The organism is Pseudomonas sp. H3_A02 (assembly GCF_054671965.1).
Window position 1 is genome coordinate 3,154,657 of sequence record NZ_CP162807.1, and the last position, 17,005, is coordinate 3,171,661.

20 protein-coding genes are annotated in these 17,005 nt (G+C 60.6%); 19 read left to right on the forward strand and 1 reads right to left on the reverse strand.

Annotated features, from left to right (window positions below):
- Positions 1–451 precede the first annotated feature (451 nt).
- From rluC to AB4N80_RS13970, 3 genes are read left to right on the forward strand one after another with little or no spacing between them, the layout of a single operon-like run.
- On the forward strand, positions 452–1,408 hold the full coding sequence (gene rluC, locus AB4N80_RS13960) for a 23S rRNA pseudouridine(955/2504/2580) synthase RluC (RefSeq protein ID WP_060743156.1): 957 nt from the start codon (positions 452–454) through the stop codon (positions 1,406–1,408).
- Complete coding sequence (locus tag AB4N80_RS13965; RefSeq protein ID WP_122565893.1) at positions 1,398–2,060, forward strand: HAD-IIIA family hydrolase; 663 nt, start codon at positions 1,398–1,400, stop codon at positions 2,058–2,060. The genes rluC and AB4N80_RS13965 overlap by 11 nt, the downstream gene beginning before the upstream one ends.
- A gap of 20 nt (positions 2,061–2,080) precedes the next feature.
- Positions 2,081–3,070 (forward strand): S49 family peptidase, encoded by a 990-nt coding sequence (locus tag AB4N80_RS13970; RefSeq protein WP_460082540.1) that lies wholly within the window; start codon positions 2,081–2,083, stop codon positions 3,068–3,070.
- A 182-nt stretch (positions 3,071–3,252) separates the two neighbouring features.
- On the opposite strand, the gene AB4N80_RS13975 is transcribed toward AB4N80_RS13970, so the two are convergent.
- Positions 3,253–3,831: a Maf family protein gene (locus AB4N80_RS13975; RefSeq protein WP_122565891.1), complete on the reverse strand. Its 579-nt coding sequence runs from the start codon at positions 3,829–3,831 to the stop codon at positions 3,253–3,255.
- Positions 3,832–3,936: 105 nt separating this feature from the next.
- Here AB4N80_RS13975 and AB4N80_RS13980 point away from each other — a divergent pair, with 105 nt between their 5' ends.
- The 16 genes from AB4N80_RS13980 to AB4N80_RS14055 all read left to right on the forward strand — a co-directional run bounded on the left by AB4N80_RS13980 (position 3,937) and on the right by AB4N80_RS14055 (position 16,996).
- Positions 3,937–4,464 (forward strand): YceD family protein, encoded by a 528-nt coding sequence (locus AB4N80_RS13980; RefSeq protein WP_003204262.1) that lies wholly within the window; start codon positions 3,937–3,939, stop codon positions 4,462–4,464.
- A 13-nt stretch (positions 4,465–4,477) separates the two neighbouring features.
- Complete coding sequence (gene rpmF, locus AB4N80_RS13985) at positions 4,478–4,660, forward strand: 50S ribosomal protein L32 (RefSeq protein ID WP_003179396.1); 183 nt, start codon at positions 4,478–4,480, stop codon at positions 4,658–4,660.
- A 4-nt stretch (positions 4,661–4,664) separates the two neighbouring features.
- Complete coding sequence (gene plsX, locus AB4N80_RS13990) at positions 4,665–5,675, forward strand: phosphate acyltransferase PlsX (RefSeq protein ID WP_460082545.1); 1,011 nt, start codon at positions 4,665–4,667, stop codon at positions 5,673–5,675.
- A 123-nt stretch (positions 5,676–5,798) separates the two neighbouring features.
- On the forward strand, positions 5,799–6,737 hold the full coding sequence (fabD, locus tag AB4N80_RS13995; protein WP_354339220.1) for an ACP S-malonyltransferase: 939 nt from the start codon (positions 5,799–5,801) through the stop codon (positions 6,735–6,737).
- Positions 6,738–6,752: 15 nt separating this feature from the next.
- Positions 6,753–7,496, forward strand: coding sequence for a 3-oxoacyl-ACP reductase FabG (gene fabG, locus AB4N80_RS14000; protein WP_092168510.1), 744 nt, complete (start codon positions 6,753–6,755; stop codon positions 7,494–7,496).
- A gap of 191 nt (positions 7,497–7,687) precedes the next feature.
- Entirely contained in the window at positions 7,688–7,924 is a 237-nt protein-coding gene (gene acpP / locus AB4N80_RS14005; RefSeq protein WP_003175607.1) for an acyl carrier protein, read from the forward strand.
- Between the two features lie 108 nt (positions 7,925–8,032).
- Complete coding sequence (gene fabF, locus AB4N80_RS14010; protein ID WP_122565888.1) at positions 8,033–9,277, forward strand: beta-ketoacyl-ACP synthase II; 1,245 nt, start codon at positions 8,033–8,035, stop codon at positions 9,275–9,277.
- The gene (gene pabC / locus AB4N80_RS14015) at positions 9,277–10,092 is read left to right on the forward strand and encodes an aminodeoxychorismate lyase (RefSeq protein ID WP_305467875.1); all 816 of its coding nucleotides are present in this window, start codon (positions 9,277–9,279) and stop codon (positions 10,090–10,092) included. Before fabF ends, pabC begins: the two co-directional genes overlap by 1 nt.
- A 3-nt stretch (positions 10,093–10,095) precedes the next feature.
- Positions 10,096–11,217 carry an endolytic transglycosylase MltG gene (mltG, locus tag AB4N80_RS14020; protein WP_122565886.1) on the forward strand — a complete coding sequence of 374 codons (1,122 nt, stop codon included), beginning with the start codon at positions 10,096–10,098 and terminating at the stop codon, positions 11,215–11,217.
- Positions 11,218–11,237: 20 nt separating this feature from the next.
- Positions 11,238–11,870 (forward strand): dTMP kinase, encoded by a 633-nt coding sequence (gene tmk, locus AB4N80_RS14025; RefSeq protein WP_060743157.1) that lies wholly within the window; start codon positions 11,238–11,240, stop codon positions 11,868–11,870.
- Positions 11,863–12,849 (forward strand): DNA polymerase III subunit delta', encoded by a 987-nt coding sequence (locus AB4N80_RS14030; protein ID WP_122565885.1) that lies wholly within the window; start codon positions 11,863–11,865, stop codon positions 12,847–12,849. The genes tmk and AB4N80_RS14030 overlap by 8 nt, the downstream gene beginning before the upstream one ends.
- 42 nt (positions 12,850–12,891) lie before the next feature.
- The gene (locus AB4N80_RS14035) at positions 12,892–13,248 is read left to right on the forward strand and encodes a PilZ domain-containing protein (RefSeq protein WP_122565884.1); all 357 of its coding nucleotides are present in this window, start codon (positions 12,892–12,894) and stop codon (positions 13,246–13,248) included.
- An 11-nt stretch (positions 13,249–13,259) separates the two neighbouring features.
- Positions 13,260–14,054, forward strand: a complete 795-nt coding sequence (locus tag AB4N80_RS14040; protein WP_122565883.1) for a TatD family hydrolase — start codon at positions 13,260–13,262, stop codon at positions 14,052–14,054.
- 384 nt (positions 14,055–14,438) lie between these two features.
- Positions 14,439–15,077: a TetR/AcrR family transcriptional regulator gene (locus AB4N80_RS14045; RefSeq protein WP_122565882.1), complete on the forward strand. Its 639-nt coding sequence runs from the start codon at positions 14,439–14,441 to the stop codon at positions 15,075–15,077.
- A gap of 157 nt (positions 15,078–15,234) precedes the next feature.
- Positions 15,235–16,203 (forward strand): GTP 3',8-cyclase MoaA, encoded by a 969-nt coding sequence (locus AB4N80_RS14050; RefSeq protein WP_122565881.1) that lies wholly within the window; start codon positions 15,235–15,237, stop codon positions 16,201–16,203.
- 187 nt (positions 16,204–16,390) lie between these two features.
- The gene (locus AB4N80_RS14055) at positions 16,391–16,996 is read left to right on the forward strand and encodes a DUF4823 domain-containing protein (RefSeq protein WP_122565880.1); all 606 of its coding nucleotides are present in this window, start codon (positions 16,391–16,393) and stop codon (positions 16,994–16,996) included.
- Positions 16,997–17,005: the final 9 nt, after the last annotated feature.

Genomic DNA, 17,005 nt, shown 5'->3' on the forward strand with positions numbered 1-17,005 from the left:
GACGGTTGTACGTCTCCACCCTACACGTATCCCTGATAATTCGGGTGCTGCCGCGCGCAGAATCCGCAGCGGGTTGGCATTTACCGTGAGCTCCGGAAGGGGAGGTCACGCATCATGGCTAATTTAGGCGTTGTTTCCGAAGCTCTCGCTCGGGGTCGTTCGCAGCTGACTGCACTTTGTGAACTGGCCGTGAATGTGGCGCGCAAGGCGAGTCAAAACTCTGCTTTGCGGCGTATTTCAGGCCTCATGTCACCTGCGCTCGTTACACCTGAAAACTCTACCGTTACGTAGCGAAAGCCCCGTAGGACGGCCTCTCGTCCTCGTGAATTGCGTTGGTCAGGGCCGGTTTTTGACCGCTGGTCCACTGTCCAGCCACTTTTGGCGGCGTTCGCGACTATAGCAGCAATGATTAAGTGCTTCAATTCCATAAAAAATTGTTATGATCGCCGCCATGACAACTACTGCCCCTTCGACCCCTGGCGTTCAACTGCTCGAGGTCTCGCCGGAATATGCCGGCCAACGAATCGATAATTTCCTGCTGGCCCGGCTCAAAGGCGTGCCCAAGACCTTGATCTACCGCATTTTGCGCAAAGGCGAAGTGCGGGTGAACAAAGGTCGGATCAAGCCCGAATACAAGCTCCAGGCCGGTGATATCGTGCGCGTGCCGCCGGTTCGCGTGCCCGAGCGCGATGAGCCGGTGCCCTTGGCCCAAGGCTTGTTGCAACGCCTTGAAGCCTCGATCGTCTACGAAGACAAGGCCCTGATCGTGATCAACAAGCCCGCGGGCATTGCGGTTCACGGCGGTAGCGGCCTGAATTTCGGTGTGATCGAAGCCTTTCGTCAGTTGCGTCCGGACGCCAAGGAGCTGGAGCTGGTCCATCGCCTCGACCGCGATACCTCCGGCCTGCTGATGATCGCCAAGAAACGCAGCATGTTGCGCCATCTGCACGAGCAATTGCGCGGCGACGGCGTCGACAAGCGCTACATGGCGCTGGTGCGTGGCCGCTGGGAAACCTCCATCAAGCAGGTTCGTGCGCCGCTGCTCAAGAGCAACCTGCGTTCCGGCGAGCGCATGGTCGAAGTCAACGAGGAGGGCAAGGAGGCGCTGACGGTGTTCAAGGTCTTGCGCCGTTTCGACGACTTCGCCACCTTGGTCGAGGCCAAGCCGGTGACCGGGCGCACGCACCAGATCCGCGTCCATACCCTGCACGCCGGCCACTGCATTGCCGGTGACAGCAAATACGGCGATGACGATTTCACCAAGGAAATCCGCGATCTGGGCGGCAAGCGCCTGTTTCTCCATGCCTATATGCTTACCGTGCCGTTGCCTGATGGTGGCGAGCTGAAATTGCAGGCCCCGGTGGATGACATGTGGGCCAAGACCGTGGAGCGGTTGAGTGCATCCTGACTACAAATTGCTGATCTTCGATTGGGACGGCACTCTTGCCAATTCCATTGGTCGGATCGTGGAATCGATGCATGTCGCGTCGGATCGCTCGGGGTTTGCCCGGTGCGACGATTTTGCGGTGAAGGGCATCATCGGCTTGGGATTGCCGGAAGCGATTCGCAGTTTGTACCCGGAGATCGACGACGATGAGCTGGTGGTTTTTCGCCAGCACTATGCCGATCACTACATTGCGCTGGAGGCCGAGCCTTCGCCGTTGTTCGAGGGTGTGGTGGAGACGCTCCGGGCCTTGCGGGCCGAGGGTTACCACTTGGCGGTTGCTACCGGGAAAGCTCGTCGGGGCTTGGATCGGGTATTGAAGTCCCACGGCTGGGAAGATTATTTCGACATCACCCGTGCCGCGGATGAAACCGCCAGCAAGCCGCATCCGCTGATGCTCGAGCAGATCCTGGCGCACTGCAACGTGCGGCCGGAGCAGGCGCTGATGGTGGGGGATTCGTCGTTCGACCTGCAGATGGCGCGCAATGCCGGCATGGGCTCGGTGGCTGTCAGCTATGGGGCTCAGACGATCGAGGCGCTACGGGCGTTCGAGCCGCGACTGGCCATTGATCATTTTCCTGAGTTGCACGCCTGGCTGAGCCAGCGGGCCCTTTAAGTTTTGCTGGGGATTCACGCATGACCGATGAATGGAAAGCACCTGTCAAGGCGAGCGCCGAGAGCGGTGATGACAAAAGCTGGAAGCTGTTGGAAAAAACCTTGCTCGCCAGCGTGCAGGAGCAGCGTCGCTCCCGTCGCTGGGGCATCTTCTTCAAGTTGCTGACTTTTACTTATCTCTTTGCTGCGCTGGCGCTGTTCACGCCGCTGATGGACATGGAGAAAAGCGCCGTCGGCGGTTCGGCGTACACCGCCTTGATCAATATCGAAGGCATGATCGCCGACAAGGAGCCTGCCAGTGCGGACAACATTGTCGGTAGCCTGAGGGCGGCCTTCGAGGATCCGAAGGTCAAGGGCGTGGTGCTGCGTATCAACAGCCCGGGCGGTAGTCCGGTGCAGTCGGGGTATGTTTACGACGAGATCGTTCGGTTGCGCGCATTGCACCCGGATACCAAGGTGTATGCGGTCATTTCCGATCTCGGTGCTTCCGGTGCCTATTACATTGCCAGTGCGGCGGACCAGATCTATGCCGACAAGGCCAGTCTAGTGGGCTCCATTGGCGTGACGGCAGCCGGCTATGGCTTTGTCGGGACCATGGAGAAGCTGGGTGTGGAGCGTCGGGTGTATACCTCCGGCGAGCATAAATCCTTCCTGGATCCGTTTCAGCCACAGAAGCCTGAAGAAACCGCTTTTTGGCAGGGCGTGCTCGACACGACTCACAAACAATTCATTGCCAGCGTCAAGAAAGGTCGAGGTGAGCGCCTGAAGGATAAGGAGCATCCGGAACTGTTCTCCGGGTTGGTCTGGTCGGGGGAGCAGGCATTGCCGCTTGGCCTGATCGACGGCTTGGGCAGTGCCAGTTCGGTGGCGCGGGATGTGATCGGTCAGAAGGACCTGGTGGACTTCACGATCGAAGAGTCACCGTTCGATCGCTTCTCGAAAAAGCTGGGAGCGAGCATCGCCGAGCATCTGGCGATGTGGATGGGGTTCCAGGGGCCGGCGTTGCGCTAGCTCGTTGCCGCGCATGGTCTCTCTGTGGCGAGGGGATTTATCCCCGCTGGGCTGCGAAGCAGCCCCCTCAATCGGCCTGATACGCCGAGGCTTCAGTCTTCAGGGTCGCTCCGCGCCCCAGCGGGGATAAATCCCCTCGCCACAAGTTGGTGTCTGGTCCAGTTGCGCCTGGGTGTGGGTTTTCAGGGAACCTGCACACCCTCGGCCAGCAACATATCCACAAGACGAATCAGCGGCAGCCCGATCAGGCTGGTGGCGTCCGGCCCTTCGGTGCTCTGGAACAGGCTTACGCCCAGCCCCTCGGCTTTGAAGCTGCCGGCGCAGTCGTAGGGTTGCTCGGCGCGCAGGTAGCGTTCGACGCGCTCTGGGTCCAGGGTGCGCATATTGACGGTAAACGGAACGCAATCGACCTGGCAGGCGCCGGTCTGGCTGTTGAGTAGCGCCAGGCCGGTCAGGAACGTGACCCTGGCGCCGCTGGCGGCCAGCAGTTGTTCGCGTGCATTCTCGAAGGTGTGGGGCTTGCCCAGGATGCGCTCGCCAAGCACGGCGACCTGATCTGAGCCGATGATCAGATGCCCCGGATGGCTGCCGGCCAGTGCCAGGGCTTTTTCCCGGGCCAGGCGTTTGACCAGTTCGAGGGCGTGCTCGCCGGGGTGCTGGCTTTCGTCGATATCAGGTGAGCTGCAGACGAACGGCAGTCCCAGGCGGGCGAGCAATTCCCGACGATAGACCGAGCTTGAGGCAAGTAATAAAGGCAGCATGGACATCTCCAGAAGGCAGGCACGAATTCTAGCGAGGCATGCAAGTGACGGACAGGGCTGAATTTCCTTTGACATGGCCGGGGGCATCCCTATAATGCTGCGCCTATGTTGAATGACCCGATTCCACCTCACGTTGACCCGCGCAAATTGGCTGACCGTGGCACCACCCTTCAAGGTGAGCTGCTGCTGGCCGATTTGAAGAGACTTTGCGACCCGCTTTCCGACGATGTCGGTACGGTCCAGGCCAAATTCGTTTTTGAACGAGATGAACGTAAATCTGTGGTTATCCACAGCTTTATCGACACTGAAGTCAAAATGGTTTGCCAGCGTTGTCTTGAGCTGGTCACCCTGCCGATCCACAGCGAATGCAGTTACGCCGTGGTGAAGGAGGGTGCGAATACCCAGTCGTTGCCGAAAGGTTATGACGTGCTGGAACTGGGCGAAGATCCATTGGATCTGCAGTCACTGATCGAGGAGGAGCTTCTGCTCGCCTTGCCCATTGTGCCTGCTCATCATCCGGAAGAATGCCAGCAGCCGGCGGGAGCAGATGAGCCCGAACCGAGCGAGGACGAGGTAACGCGGTCCAACCCGTTCAGTGTATTGGCGCAGTTAAAGCGTGACCCAAACGTTTAGGAGTTAATCAATTATGGCTGTTCAGCAGAACAAAAAATCCCGCTCTGCCCGTGACATGCGCCGTTCGCACGACGCTCTCGAGGCTAGCACCCTGTCCGTAGAAAAGACCACCGGTGAAGTTCACCTGCGTCACCACGTATCGCCAGAAGGCGTATACCGTGGTCGTAAAGTGATCGACAAGGGCGCCGACGAGTAATCACTTGTCCGCTCAAGTCATCGCGATTGACGCAATGGGCGGGGACTTCGGTCCCCGCAGCATTGTTCAGGCCAGCCTTGCTTGTCTGAATGCTACACCCTCGCTGCACCTGACCCTCGTCGGTCAATCCCCCCTCCTGGAAGACATGCTCAGCGGCCAATCGGCTGTGGATCGCGCGCGCCTGACGATTGTGCCGGCGTCCGAAATCATCACCATGGACGAAAAGCCGGCCCAGGCCCTGCGCGGCAAGCCTGACGCCTCGATGCGGGTGGCCCTTGAGCTGCTGCGCGATGGTAAGGTCCAAGCCTGCGTCAGCGCCGGCAATACCGGTGCGCTGATGGCGCTGTCGCGCTACGTACTCAAGACCTTGCCGGGGATCGACCGGCCCGCGATGGTGGCGGCGATCCCGACCCAGCGTGGTTTCTGTCAGTTGCTCGACCTGGGGGCCAACGTCGATTGCAGTGCCGAACATTTGCTGCAATTTGCGGTGATGGGCTCGGTCGCGGCTGAAACCCTGGGCATCGTGCGTCCTCGCGTGGCGTTGCTGAACATCGGCACTGAAGACATCAAGGGCAACCAGCAGGTCAAGCTGGCGGCCACGTTGTTGCAGGCTGCGCGGGGTATCAACTACATCGGTTTCGTCGAAGGTGATGGCTTGTACCGTGGCGAGGCCGATGTGGTGGTCTGTGATGGCTTCGTGGGCAATATCCTGCTCAAGTCCAGCGAGGGGCTGGTCACCATGATCGGCCAGCGCATCGAGACCTTGTTCAAGCAAAGCCTCGCCTCGCGGGTGGTCGGCGCCCTGGCGCTGCCGTTGATGCGCCGGTTGCAGGCGGACCTGGCGCCGGCACGACACAACGGTGCGAGTTTTCTCGGGCTGCAAGGGATCGTGATCAAGAGTCACGGGTCGGCGGGCGTGCAGGGTTTTCAAAGTGCGATCAACCGAGCGGTGATCGAGATCCAGGAGAACCTGCCGGAGCGCTTGCACGGTCGCCTCGAGGATTTGTTAACTTAGGCGTTTTCGTCCGACAATGCTTAAATGTGACCGGTCGGTTCAACCCGCCATCCAACTTGCAGTTTGCTAGCGCCCCCAGGGGCGTCAATTTTTGACGACAAGATCATTAGGGGCTTTGTTTTCATGTCTGCTTCCCTCGCATTCGTCTTTCCAGGGCAGGGCTCGCAGTCCCTCGGCATGCTGGCCGAGCTGGGCGCGCAATACCCGCTGGTCCTCGAAACATTCAAAGAAGCTTCCGATGCGCTCGGCTATGACTTGTGGGCACTGACCCAACAAGGGCCGGAAGAGCAGCTCAATCAAACCGATAAAACCCAACCGGCCATCCTCACCGCCTCGATCGCCTTGTGGCGCCTGTGGCTGGCTGAAGGCGGCGCGCGCCCGGCGTTCGTTGCCGGTCACAGCCTGGGCGAATACAGCGCCCTGGTGGCCGCCGGCAGCCTGAGCCTGGGTGCCGCGGTGAAACTGGTGGAGCGTCGTGGCCAGTTGATGCAAGAAGCCGTTCCGGCCGGGCAGGGCGGCATGGCCGCGATCCTCGGCCTGGAAGACGCCGATGTACTGGCCGCCTGTGCCGAAGCGGCGCAAGGCGAAGTGGTCAGCGCGGTGAACTTCAACTCCCCGGGCCAGGTGGTCATCGCCGGTGCCAAGGCGGCGGTCGAGCGCGCCATCGAGGGCTGCAAGGCCCGTGGTGCCAAGCGCGCCATGCCACTGCCGGTCAGCGTACCGTCGCATTGTGAACTGATGCGTCCGGCCGCCGAACGCTTTGCCGAATCCATCGCTGCCATCGATTGGCAGGCTCCGCAGATTCCCGTGGTGCAGAATGTCAGCGCCAGCGTGGCGCCGGATCTCGAGACCCTCAAGCGCGATCTGCTGGAGCAACTCTACAAGCCGGTTCGCTGGGTCGAATCGGTACAGACCCTGGCAGCCAAGGGCGCGACCGACCTGGTCGAATGCGGTCCTGGCAAAGTGCTGGCAGGCCTGAACAAACGCTGCGCCGAAGGCGTGTCGACTTCCAACCTCAATACCCCAGACGCTTTCGCTGCCGCCCGTGCAGCGCAGGCCTGAACAGGAGAAGCTTGCATGAGTCTGCAAGGTAAAGTTGCACTGGTGACCGGTGCAAGCCGTGGCATCGGCCAGGCCATTGCCCTGGAACTGGGTCGTCAAGGCGCCATCGTTATCGGCACCGCGACTTCCGCTTCGGGCGCCGAGCGTATCGCCGCGACCCTGAAGGAAAACGACATTCAGGGCACCGGCCTTGAGCTGAACGTCACCAGCGACGAATCCGTTGCGGCGGTGTTGGCAAGCATTCAGGAGCAGTTCGGCGCGCCGGCGATCCTGGTCAATAATGCCGGTATCACCCGTGATAACCTGATGATGCGCATGAAAGATGACGAATGGTTCGACGTCATCGACACCAACCTGAACAGTCTGTACCGGCTGTCCAAGGGCGTTCTGCGTGGCATGACCAAGGCTCGTTGGGGTCGAATTATCAGTATCGGCTCGGTTGTGGGTGCCATGGGCAACGCAGGCCAAGTAAACTATGCTGCGGCGAAGGCCGGTCTGGAAGGTTTCAGCCGTGCGCTGGCGCGTGAAGTGGGTTCGCGCTCGATTACGGTAAACTCGGTTGCACCGGGGTTCATCGACACCGACATGACCCGTGAACTGCCGGAAGCACAGCGCGAAGCCTTGTTGACACAGATTCCGCTGGGTCGTCTGGGGCAAGCTCAAGAAATCGCGTCCGTGGTCGCTTTTCTTGCGTCGGACGGTGCGGCATACGTGACCGGGGCTACAATCCCGGTGAACGGCGGGATGTACATGAGTTAAATGTGACGGATTGCTTCAAAAAAATGTCATACGAGCTGTCTAAAATCCGTTATAAAGCTGCAATCAATTTATAGACGGCGGGCCGCTGGGTTTGAGGAGTGAAGCTTTCGGTTGAAAAACCGAAAAGTTCTTCTATACACTTACCCACCGGCCAGCTGCCTGAATTTGTCCATTAGGAGTGAAAACAAGGTATGAGCACCATCGAAGAGCGCGTCAAGAAAATCGTTGCCGAGCAACTGGGCGTTAAAGAAGAAGAAGTTGTGAACACCGCTTCCTTCGTAGAAGACCTGGGTGCCGACTCCCTTGACACCGTTGAGCTGGTGATGGCTCTGGAAGAGGAATTCGAGACCGAGATTCCTGACGAAGAAGCTGAGAAGATCACTACTGTACAAGCTGCTATCGACTACGTTACCAGCCACCAGGCGTAATCGTTTTTAGTCGTCGCTAGCTGTCATGGAAAAACCGCACTGCCGTCACGGCGTGCGGTTTTTTCTTTAGGCCTGATGCAAAGTCGTCATTAGAAAAAGGAGAGTGCTGTGTCGCGTAGACGCGTCGTAGTCACCGGTATGGGTATGTTGTCGCCACTGGGCACGGATGTGCCGAGCAGTTGGCAGGGCATTCTGGCTGGCCGCAGTGGCATTGGTCTGATCGAGCACACTGACCTTTCTGCCTATTCCACCCGTTTTGGCGGCTCGGTAAAGGGCTTCAATGTCGAGGAATACCTGTCGGTCAAGGAAGCCCGCAAGCTCGACCTGTTCATTCAATACGGCCTGGCAGCCGGTTTCCAGGCAGTGCGTAACGCCGGCCTGGAAGTCACCGACGCCAACCGTGAACGCATCGGCGTGGCCATGGGCTCGGGTATTGGCGGCTTGACCAATATCGAAGAAACCAGCCGCACGCTGCACGATTCGGGGCCGCGACGGATTTCTCCGTTCTTCGTGCCGGGCTCGATCATCAACATGATTTCCGGTTTCCTGTCCATCCATCTGGGGGCGCAGGGACCCAACTACGCCATCGCCACGGCGTGTACCACCGGTACCCACTGCATCGGCATGGCCGCGCGCAACATCATGTACGACGAAGCCGACGTGATGATTGCCGGTGGCGCTGAGATGGCCGCTTGCGGTCTCGGCATGGGCGGTTTCGGCGCGTCCCGTGCGCTGTCGACCCGCAATGATGAGCCCGCCCGCGCGAGCCGCCCGTGGGACAGGGGCCGCGATGGCTTCGTACTGTCCGACGGTGCCGGTGCGCTGGTGCTCGAGGAACTGGAGCACGCCAAGGCGCGTGGGGCGACCATCTATGCCGAGCTGATCGGTTTTGGCACCAGTGGCGATGCGTTCCACATGACCTCGCCACCGGCCGATGGCGCCGGTGCGGCCCGTTGCATCGTCAATGCCTTGCGTGACGCGAAAATCAATGGCGAGCAGGTGCAGTACATCAACGCCCACGGCACTTCGACCCCGGCCGGCGACCTGGCCGAAGCCCAGGCGATCAAGACCGTGTTTGGCGAGCACGCCTACAAGCTGGCGGTCAGCTCGACCAAGTCCATGACCGGTCACCTGCTGGGTGCGGCTGGGGCGGTGGAAGCGATCTTCAGCGTACTGGCGATCAACAGCCAGACGGCGCCGCCGACCATCAACCTCGATGAGCCGGACGACGGCTGCGACCTGGACTTCGTGCCGCACACCGCCCGCAACATGGCGATCGATGTGGTGCTGTCCAACTCCTTCGGCTTTGGCGGGACCAACGGTTCGCTGGTGTTCCGCCGGTTCGCCGGTTGATGGAAAGCTGGGTCGACGGTCAGCCGGCCGACGTCCTGTCGCTGAAAGATCGCGGCCTGGCTTACGGCGATGGGTTGTTCGAAACCATTGCCGTGCATGATGGCAACCTGCTGTTGCTGGAGCGTCACCTGCAGCGCCTGGATGCAGGTTGCCAGCGGCTGGCGCTCAACGTAGACATGAGCGCGTTGAGCGCCGAGCTGGACGCCTACGCCCGCTGCCTGGGCGACGGTGTGCTGAAGCTGATCGTGACCCGTGGCGACAGCCTGCGCGGTTATGCCGCTGATCCATCGGCTCCGGCCAGGCGCATCCTGCAAGGCAGTCCTCCGGCCGCTTATCCCGCCGGCCATGCCGAACAAGGCGTCTACCTGTTTCCCTGCACCGTGCGTTTGGCCGAGCAGCCCTTGCTCGCCGGGCTCAAGCACCTCAATCGCCTGGAACAAGTGCTGGCCCGGGCCGAATGGCGCGATGCGCAGTACGCCGAAGGTCTGATGCTGGACGCGTCCGGGCGGGTGATCGAAGGTGTGTTCAGCAACCTGTTCCTGGTGCGCGATGGCGTCTTGTTCACGGCGGACCTGAGCCGTTGCGGTGTGGCCGGCGTGATGCGCGCCGAATTATTGTTTCAAGCCAAGTCCCAAGGCATCGCCACCCAAATCACCGACATCCGCCTCGAACAACTGCACCAGGCCGATGAAGTCTTCGTCTGCAACAGCGTTTATGGCGTGTGGCCGGTACGCGGATGCGGTTCGGCGCGCTGGTCGGTTGGCCCGCTCACCCGTAAACTGCAGACCCTTGCCCGTGCGCTATTGGATGTTTGATTCGTGAGACGTAAATTCTTGCTGCTGCTGGAGACCGGACTGGTCCTGGCAGGGCTGTTGTTGGGTGCTTCGGCCTGGAAGATTCATTCGGCGCTGCAACAGCCGCTGAACATCACCCAGGAAGAATTGCTGGACGTGCCCAACGGGACCACCCCGACCGGAACCCTCAAGCGCCTCGAAGCCGATGGCCTGATCAAGGACGCCTTCTGGCTGCGGATCTATTGGCGCTTCAATCTCGCTGGCCAGCCGTTGCATTCCGGGGAATACCGGATGGTACCGGGCATGACCATGGAAGGCCTGATCGCTGTCTGGAAACGCGGCGAAGTGGTTCAGTACAGCGTGACGCTGGTGGAAGGCTGGAATTTCCGCCAGGTGCGCGCCGCACTGGCCAAGGATGAAAAACTCCAGCAGACCCTCACCGACCTGAGCGACAGCCAGGTCATGGACCGTCTGGGTCATTCGGGGGTATTTCCCGAAGGCCGGTTCTTCCCGGACACCTATCGCTTCGTGCGCGGTACCTCGGATGTCGACCTGCTGAAGAAAGCCTACGACCGCTTGGAGGACGTACTCGCCAAGGAGTGGGCCCAGCGTTCCGCCGATGTGCCTTATACCTTGCCGTACCAGGCGCTGATCATGGCATCCCTGGTGGAGAAGGAAACCGGCGTGCCCCAGGAGCGCGGGCAAATTGCCGGCGTTTTCGTGCGGCGCATGCGCCTGGGCATGCTGTTGCAAACCGACCCCACGGTGATCTACGGCCTGGGCGAGCGCTACACCGGTAAGCTCACCCGCGCCCATTTGAAAGAAGAAAACCCCTATAACACCTACCTGATTCCGGGCTTGCCGCCGACGCCGATTGCGATGGTGGGGCGTGAAGCAATTCATGCCGCGTTGAACCCGGCGCCGGGCAACAGCCTTTACTTTGTCGCGCGTGGCGATGGCAGCCATGTGTTTTCCGATGACCTGGAGTCGCACAACAGCGCCGTGCGCGAGTTCCAGCTCAAGCGCCGTGCCGACTATCGCTCCAGCCCGGCCCCGGCAACGCCGGACGAGCAGATGCCGATCCCGGCGGCATCACCCGACACGGCCCCTGAACCGGACGCCAGCGAGCCACCGAGCCCGCAATGACTTTGATTAAGGATCGCCCCGTGACTGGCTTGTTTATAACGCTGGAAGGCCCGGAAGGCGCCGGCAAGAGCACCAACCGCGAATACCTGGCCGAACGCCTGCGGGCCGCCGGCATCGAGGTGGTATTGACCCGCGAGCCGGGCGGTACGCCGCTGGCCGAGCGCATTCGCGAGGTACTGCTGGCACCCCTCGAAGAAGTCATGAACCCTGACACTGAGCTGCTGCTGGTGTTCGCTGCCCGGGCGCAGCACCTGGCCGAGGTGATTCGCCCGGCGCTGGCCCGTGGCGCCGTGGTGCTCTGCGATCGTTTTACCGATTCGACCTACGCCTACCAGGGCGGCGGCCGGGGCTTGTCCGTGGAGCGCATCGCCGCGCTGGAAACCTTCGTCCAAGGTGACCTGCGACCAGACCTGACCCTGGTGTTCGACCTGCCGGTGGAAATCGGCCTGGCCCGCGCCAGCGCCCGTGGCCGGCTGGATCGTTTCGAGCTGGAGGGCCAGGATTTCTTCAACGCCGTGCGCAATGCCTTCCTGGGGCGCGCCAAGGCCGATCCGGCGCGTTACCTGCTGATCGATGCCGCGCAGCCGCTGACCCAGGTCCAGCAGTCTCTGGATGGCTTGCTGCCGCGTTTGTTGGAGCGTGTCCGTGGCTGAAGCCTATCCCTGGCAAGACGGTCTCTGGCAGCAACTGGCCGGTCGTGCCCAGCATGCCCATGCTTACCTGCTGCACGGCCCGGTCGGCATCGGCAAGCGGGCACTGGCCGAACGCCTGATGGCCAGCCTGCTGTGCCAGCGCCCGGGTGTCTCGAACGCCTGTGGTGAATGCAAGTCCTGCCTGCTGCTCAAGGCCGGCAGCCATCCCGACAATTACGTGCTGGAGCCGGAAGAGGCGGACAAGGCGATCAAGGTCGACCAGGTCCGGGACCTGGTCAGCTTCGTGGTCCAGACCGCGCAGATGGGCGGGCGCAAAGTGGTGCTGATCGAGCCGGTCGAGTCGATGAACATCAACGCCGCCAACGCCTTGCTCAAGAGCCTCGAAGAACCTTCCGGCGATACCGTGCTGCTGCTGGTCAGCCACCAACCGAGTCGCTTGCTGCCGACCATCAAGAGCCGCTGCGTGCAACAGGCCTGTCCGCTGCCGAGCGAGGCGATGAGCTTGCAGTGGCTGGCCCGGGCCTTGCCTGACAACACCGATGAAGAGCGTGTCGAGCTGTTGACCCTCGCGGCCGGTTCGCCCCTGGCGGCTGTCAGCCTTCAGGCCCAAGGTGTGCGCGAACAGCGGGCCTTGGTGGTGGATGGGGTGAAGAAACTGCTCAAGCAGCAACAATCCCCCACGCAGTTGGCCGAGGGCTGGAACGCCATCCCGCTACTCCTGCTGTTTGACTGGTTCTGCGACTGGTCGAGCCTGATCCTGCGTTACCAGTTGACCGAGGATGAGGTCGGCCTTGGGTTGGCGGACATGCGCAAGGTGATCCAGTACCTGGCGCAAAAAAGCAGCCAGGATAAAATCTTGAACATCCAGGACTGGATTCTTGCCCAACGTCAGAAGGTGCTGAGCAAGGCGAACCTCAATCGGGTGCTGTTGCTCGAGGCGCTGTTGGTGCAGTGGGCGAGTTTGCCTGGTCGAAACTGACAGACACGGCCTAGACTGAGCTCAACCGTAGCGGAGATCAGCATGAACGAACCTGTCAGCCCCGGACCACGCAACGGCATCCTGTCCCTGACCATCAAGGACAAGTCGGTGCTTTACGCCGCCTACATGCCCTTCATCAAGAACGGCGGCCTGTTCATTCCGACCAACAAGAATTATCGCTTGGGCGACGAAGTGTTCATGCTGTTGAGCCTGATGGATGAGTCGGAGAAAATCCCGGTCGCCGGCAAGGTGATCTGGCTGACCCCCAAGGGCGCCCAGGGCAATCGGGCCGCCGGCGTGGGCGTGCAGTTCAACGACGGCGACAATTCGGCCCGCAATCAGATCGAAACCCACTTGGCCGGCTCCCTGAAGTCCGACCGTCCCACCCATACGATGTAGCCTGGCCTTTTATGCTTGTAGATTCCCATTGTCACCTTGACCGTCTCGACCTCGCTGCCCATGGCGGTTCCCTGGATGCTGCGCTGGACGCGGCCCGTGAGCGGGGTGTGGGGCACTTCCTGTGCATCGGCGTCAGCGCCGACAACGCCGCCGACGTCAAGGCCTTGGCCGAACGTTATGCCGATGTCGATTGTTCGGTCGGTGTCCACCCGCTGGACGTCCAACCAGACGCCGCGCCGGCGCTCGATTGGCTGTTGCGTGAGCTCGATCATCCACGGGTGGTCGCCATTGGCGAAACCGGCCTGGACTATCACTACGAGCCGGAAGCTGCCGACGTGCAGCAAGCCTCGTTCCGGCTGCACTTGGAGGCCGCCCGGCAGACCGGCAAGCCGGTGATCATCCACACCCGCGGCGCCCGTGCCGACACCTTGGCCTTGCTGCGTGATGCCGCGTTGCCCCAGGCCGGTGTGCTGCATTGCTTCACCGAAGACTGGGACATGGCCAAGGCCGCCCTGGACATGGGCTATTACATTTCCTTGTCCGGGATTGTCACGTTCCGCAATGCCGATGCCCTGCGGGACGTTGCCAGCAAAGTACCGGCTGATCGGTTGCTGGTGGAGACCGACTCGCCTTACCTGGCGCCGATCCCGTATCGCGGCAAGCCGAACCTTCCGCAATACGTACGGGAAGTGGCAGAGTTTCTGGCGATGTTGCGCGGTGAGTCCTACGAGCAGTTTGCCGAGCAGACGACGGAAAACTTTAAGCAATTGTTTCCGCTGGCTCACGTCCGTCCGGTGAATGCCTGAATTTCATGCAAAAAAAACCCGGGTTCTGGGGGGTGAATCCGGGTTAAGACCATTAGGAGTAAAACAAAGGCACGCGGTCCGTTGGTACCTTTATCAGCGCGTCACTTGGGGGAGATGTCGCGCCGACAGTTCAAGTATTGATCAGTATGCCAACCCGTCCAGTCTGGCCGGGGTGGTTTTTAAACAAATTTGGAATACGCTCGCTTCGGATAAGTTCTCACTGTCGCCAAAGCTCGCCAGCGCGGCGCATTGGCGCGGGAAAAGGCGAGCCGGGTGTGTACGGTTTTGTGAAGAACAGTGGCCGAGAACGGATGATCCGTGCATTTTTGCGTAAGTTAGGCATAATACCCGGCTTCGAATTTTGACCCTTCAGACCTTTTTCTTATGCACAAAGAACCCCGTAAGGTCCGTGAGTTTCGCCGCCGCGAGCAGGAAATTCTCGACACCGCGCTCAAGTTGTTCCTCGACCAGGGTGAAGACAGTGTCACCGTCGAGATGATTGCGGATGCCGTGGGTATCGGCAAAGGCACGATTTATAAACATTTCAAATCCAAGGCGGAGATCTACCTGCGCCTGATGCTCGACTACGAGCGCGATTTGAACGAGCTGCTGCATTCGGCCGATGTGGACAAGGACAAGGAGGCCCTGTCCCGGGCGTACTTCGAGTTCCGCATGCGCGACCCGCAGCGCTACCGCTTGTTCGACCGTTTGGAAGAGAAGGTGGTCAAGGGCAACCAGGTGCCGGAGATGGTCGAGGAGCTGCACAAGATCCGCGCCTCCAACTTCGAACGCCTGACCCTGCTGATCAAGGGCAGGATCAGTGAAGGCAAGCTCGAGGACGTTCCGCCTTATTTCCACTACTGCGCTGCCTGGGCGTTGGTGCACGGCGCGGTGGCGCTGTATCACTCGCCGTTCTGGAGCAACGTGCTGGAAGACCAGGAAGGTTTCTTCCAGTTCCTGATGGACATTGGCGTGCGTATGGGTAACAAGCGCAAGCGCGATACCGACCACCCGAGCAGTTGACTGGCCGCACAGGCAACAAGACATTCAGCTGCCTTATTGCGCCATGTCCGCTTACATGGCGCAGTGCCCCAGTAATATACTCAGGCTTGGGTCTTGCGAAATCTTGATTTCTAGGTCAATTTTCGTGAGTCCGTTTTTTCTCATGCCGGAGTGATCCATGATCGTTGACCGTCAAGGCAGGCGTTTCCGTAATCTACGGATCAGCCTGACTTCAGCCTGCAATTATGCCTGTACCTACTGCGTGCCTGATGGCAAGCGGTTGGTGGCTGCGCAGGATGAACTGTCGGCCGACGCCATGGCGCGCGGCGTGGCCTATTTGATCGAGGCGGCCGGTATCGAGCGGCTGCGCATCACGGGCGGCGAGCCGCTGGTCAGCCCCAAGCTCGAGCGTTTCATGACGGCGGTGGGGCAGATGGGCCTGGAAGACATCAGCCTGACCACCAACGGCCAGTTGCTGGCGAAAAAACTGCCTTTGCTGGTAGACGCCGGTATCCGTCGCATCAATGTTTCCCTCGACACCCTGGACCCCGCTGCGTTTCGCAGTATCGCCCGTGGCGGTGACCTGGCGACCGTGCTCGACGGCATGGAACAGGCCCGGGCCGCCGGGCTGAAGATCAAGGTCAACATGGTGCCGTTGCGCGGGCAGAACCTGGACCAGGTGATGCCTTTGCTCGAATACTGCCTGGAACGTGGCTATGAGTTGCGTTTCATCGAGTTGATGCGCATGGGCCACCTGGCCAGCGACTCCAATGCCTTCCTGCAGCAGTTCGTCAGCCTCCAGCAATTGCTCAGCCTGATCGGCGATCAATACGAATACCTGCAAGCCAACGCGCCGGTGGATGCCACGGCGGTGCGCTATGAGATACCGGGGCTGGGGCACTTTGGCGTGATCGCCAACGAAAGCGTGCCTTTTTGCCGTACCTGTTCGCGACTGCGGTTGTCTTCCACGGGCTGGCTGCACGGCTGCCTGTCGTCGAGTAACCGTCACTTCGTCGGCGACCTCCTGGACAAGCCTCGCCACCAGGCCCTGCCGGCGCTTCAGCGCTTGCTGGTCAAGGCCTTGGGGGACAAGCAGGAAGTGGCGTTCTCCGGTGGCGCGACCATCATGAAGATCATCGGCGGCTGATCTATTGCTATCGCGGGCAAGCCTTGCTCCCACAAGTACGACGCTTACCATGTGGGAGCAAGGCTTGCCCGCGATAGCAATTTCCCATTCACTTGGGTTCGTCTGCCCCCCATCTTGATGAGCTGGCGCAAAAGCTGCATCCCACGACCATTCGCCGGTTTTCCGACACCGGTTTTTGGAGGGTAGGATGCGTAGCCTGGTTTTACTGCTGGCCGTTTTGGCGCTTGGCGGTTGCATGAATGTCAGCGACATGGGAGAGGGCGTTCGTTATCACATGAGCGACGCCGGCCTGCTGGACCATAGCGACAGCCGTCGGGTGAACAACCTGCGTATCCAGCCCGACTCGTTCATCTACATCGCCCAGGGCGCCTTCGCTCCGCCGGGCAGTGCCTATCCGCGTCCCAACGTCGTGGCCGAAGAAGCCTTCAATGGCTTCATCGAATATTTCCCCATGGTCCGTCGCGCCCGTGTTCCCGAAGGCCTCGACCAAGCCATGGGCGAAGCCCGTGCCGCCGGTGCCCATTACTTGCTGTACACCCGCTTCGCCAAGGCTGACAACCGCATCGGCAACACTGACGAATGGCAGGATGAAGAAGCCGTGGATCGCCTGGGGGTCGATACCAGCGTGATTCAAATCATGTTGATCGAGACCAGCACCCAGTATTTGATTGATACTGCACGAATCAAGAGTCGTGGCGGTTTACTGACGTTGCACGACAAACAGCCCCAAGACCTCATCGCCCCGCCGTTGCGTGAATATGCCCGTAGCCTGTTGGGGATGAGTGACGAGTAATTACAAGGA

Bases quoted from the DNA above. Each gene is read 5' to 3' on its own strand.
- rluC (WP_060743156.1), top strand. From the start codon at position 452: ATGACAACTACTGCCCCTTCGACCCCTGGCGTTCAACTGCTCGAGGTC.
- AB4N80_RS13970 (WP_460082540.1), top strand. From the start codon at position 2,081: ATGACCGATGAATGGAAAGCACCTGTCAAGGCGAGCGCCGAGAGCGGT.
- AB4N80_RS13975 (WP_122565891.1), bottom strand. From the start codon at position 3,831: ATGCTGCCTTTATTACTTGCCTCAAGCTCGGTCTATCGTCGGGAATTG.
- AB4N80_RS13980 (WP_003204262.1), top strand. From the start codon at position 3,937: ATGTTGAATGACCCGATTCCACCTCACGTTGACCCGCGCAAATTGGCT.
- rpmF (WP_003179396.1), top strand. From the start codon at position 4,478: ATGGCTGTTCAGCAGAACAAAAAATCCCGCTCTGCCCGTGACATGCGC.
- fabD (WP_354339220.1), top strand. From the start codon at position 5,799: ATGTCTGCTTCCCTCGCATTCGTCTTTCCAGGGCAGGGCTCGCAGTCC.
- fabG (WP_092168510.1), top strand. From the start codon at position 6,753: ATGAGTCTGCAAGGTAAAGTTGCACTGGTGACCGGTGCAAGCCGTGGC.
- acpP (WP_003175607.1), top strand. From the start codon at position 7,688: ATGAGCACCATCGAAGAGCGCGTCAAGAAAATCGTTGCCGAGCAACTG.
- pabC (WP_305467875.1), top strand. From the start codon at position 9,277: ATGGAAAGCTGGGTCGACGGTCAGCCGGCCGACGTCCTGTCGCTGAAA.
- AB4N80_RS14035 (WP_122565884.1), top strand. From the start codon at position 12,892: ATGAACGAACCTGTCAGCCCCGGACCACGCAACGGCATCCTGTCCCTG.
- AB4N80_RS14040 (WP_122565883.1), top strand. From the start codon at position 13,260: ATGCTTGTAGATTCCCATTGTCACCTTGACCGTCTCGACCTCGCTGCC.
- AB4N80_RS14045 (WP_122565882.1), top strand. From the start codon at position 14,439: ATGCACAAAGAACCCCGTAAGGTCCGTGAGTTTCGCCGCCGCGAGCAG.
- AB4N80_RS14050 (WP_122565881.1), top strand. From the start codon at position 15,235: ATGATCGTTGACCGTCAAGGCAGGCGTTTCCGTAATCTACGGATCAGC.
- AB4N80_RS14055 (WP_122565880.1), top strand. From the start codon at position 16,391: ATGCGTAGCCTGGTTTTACTGCTGGCCGTTTTGGCGCTTGGCGGTTGC.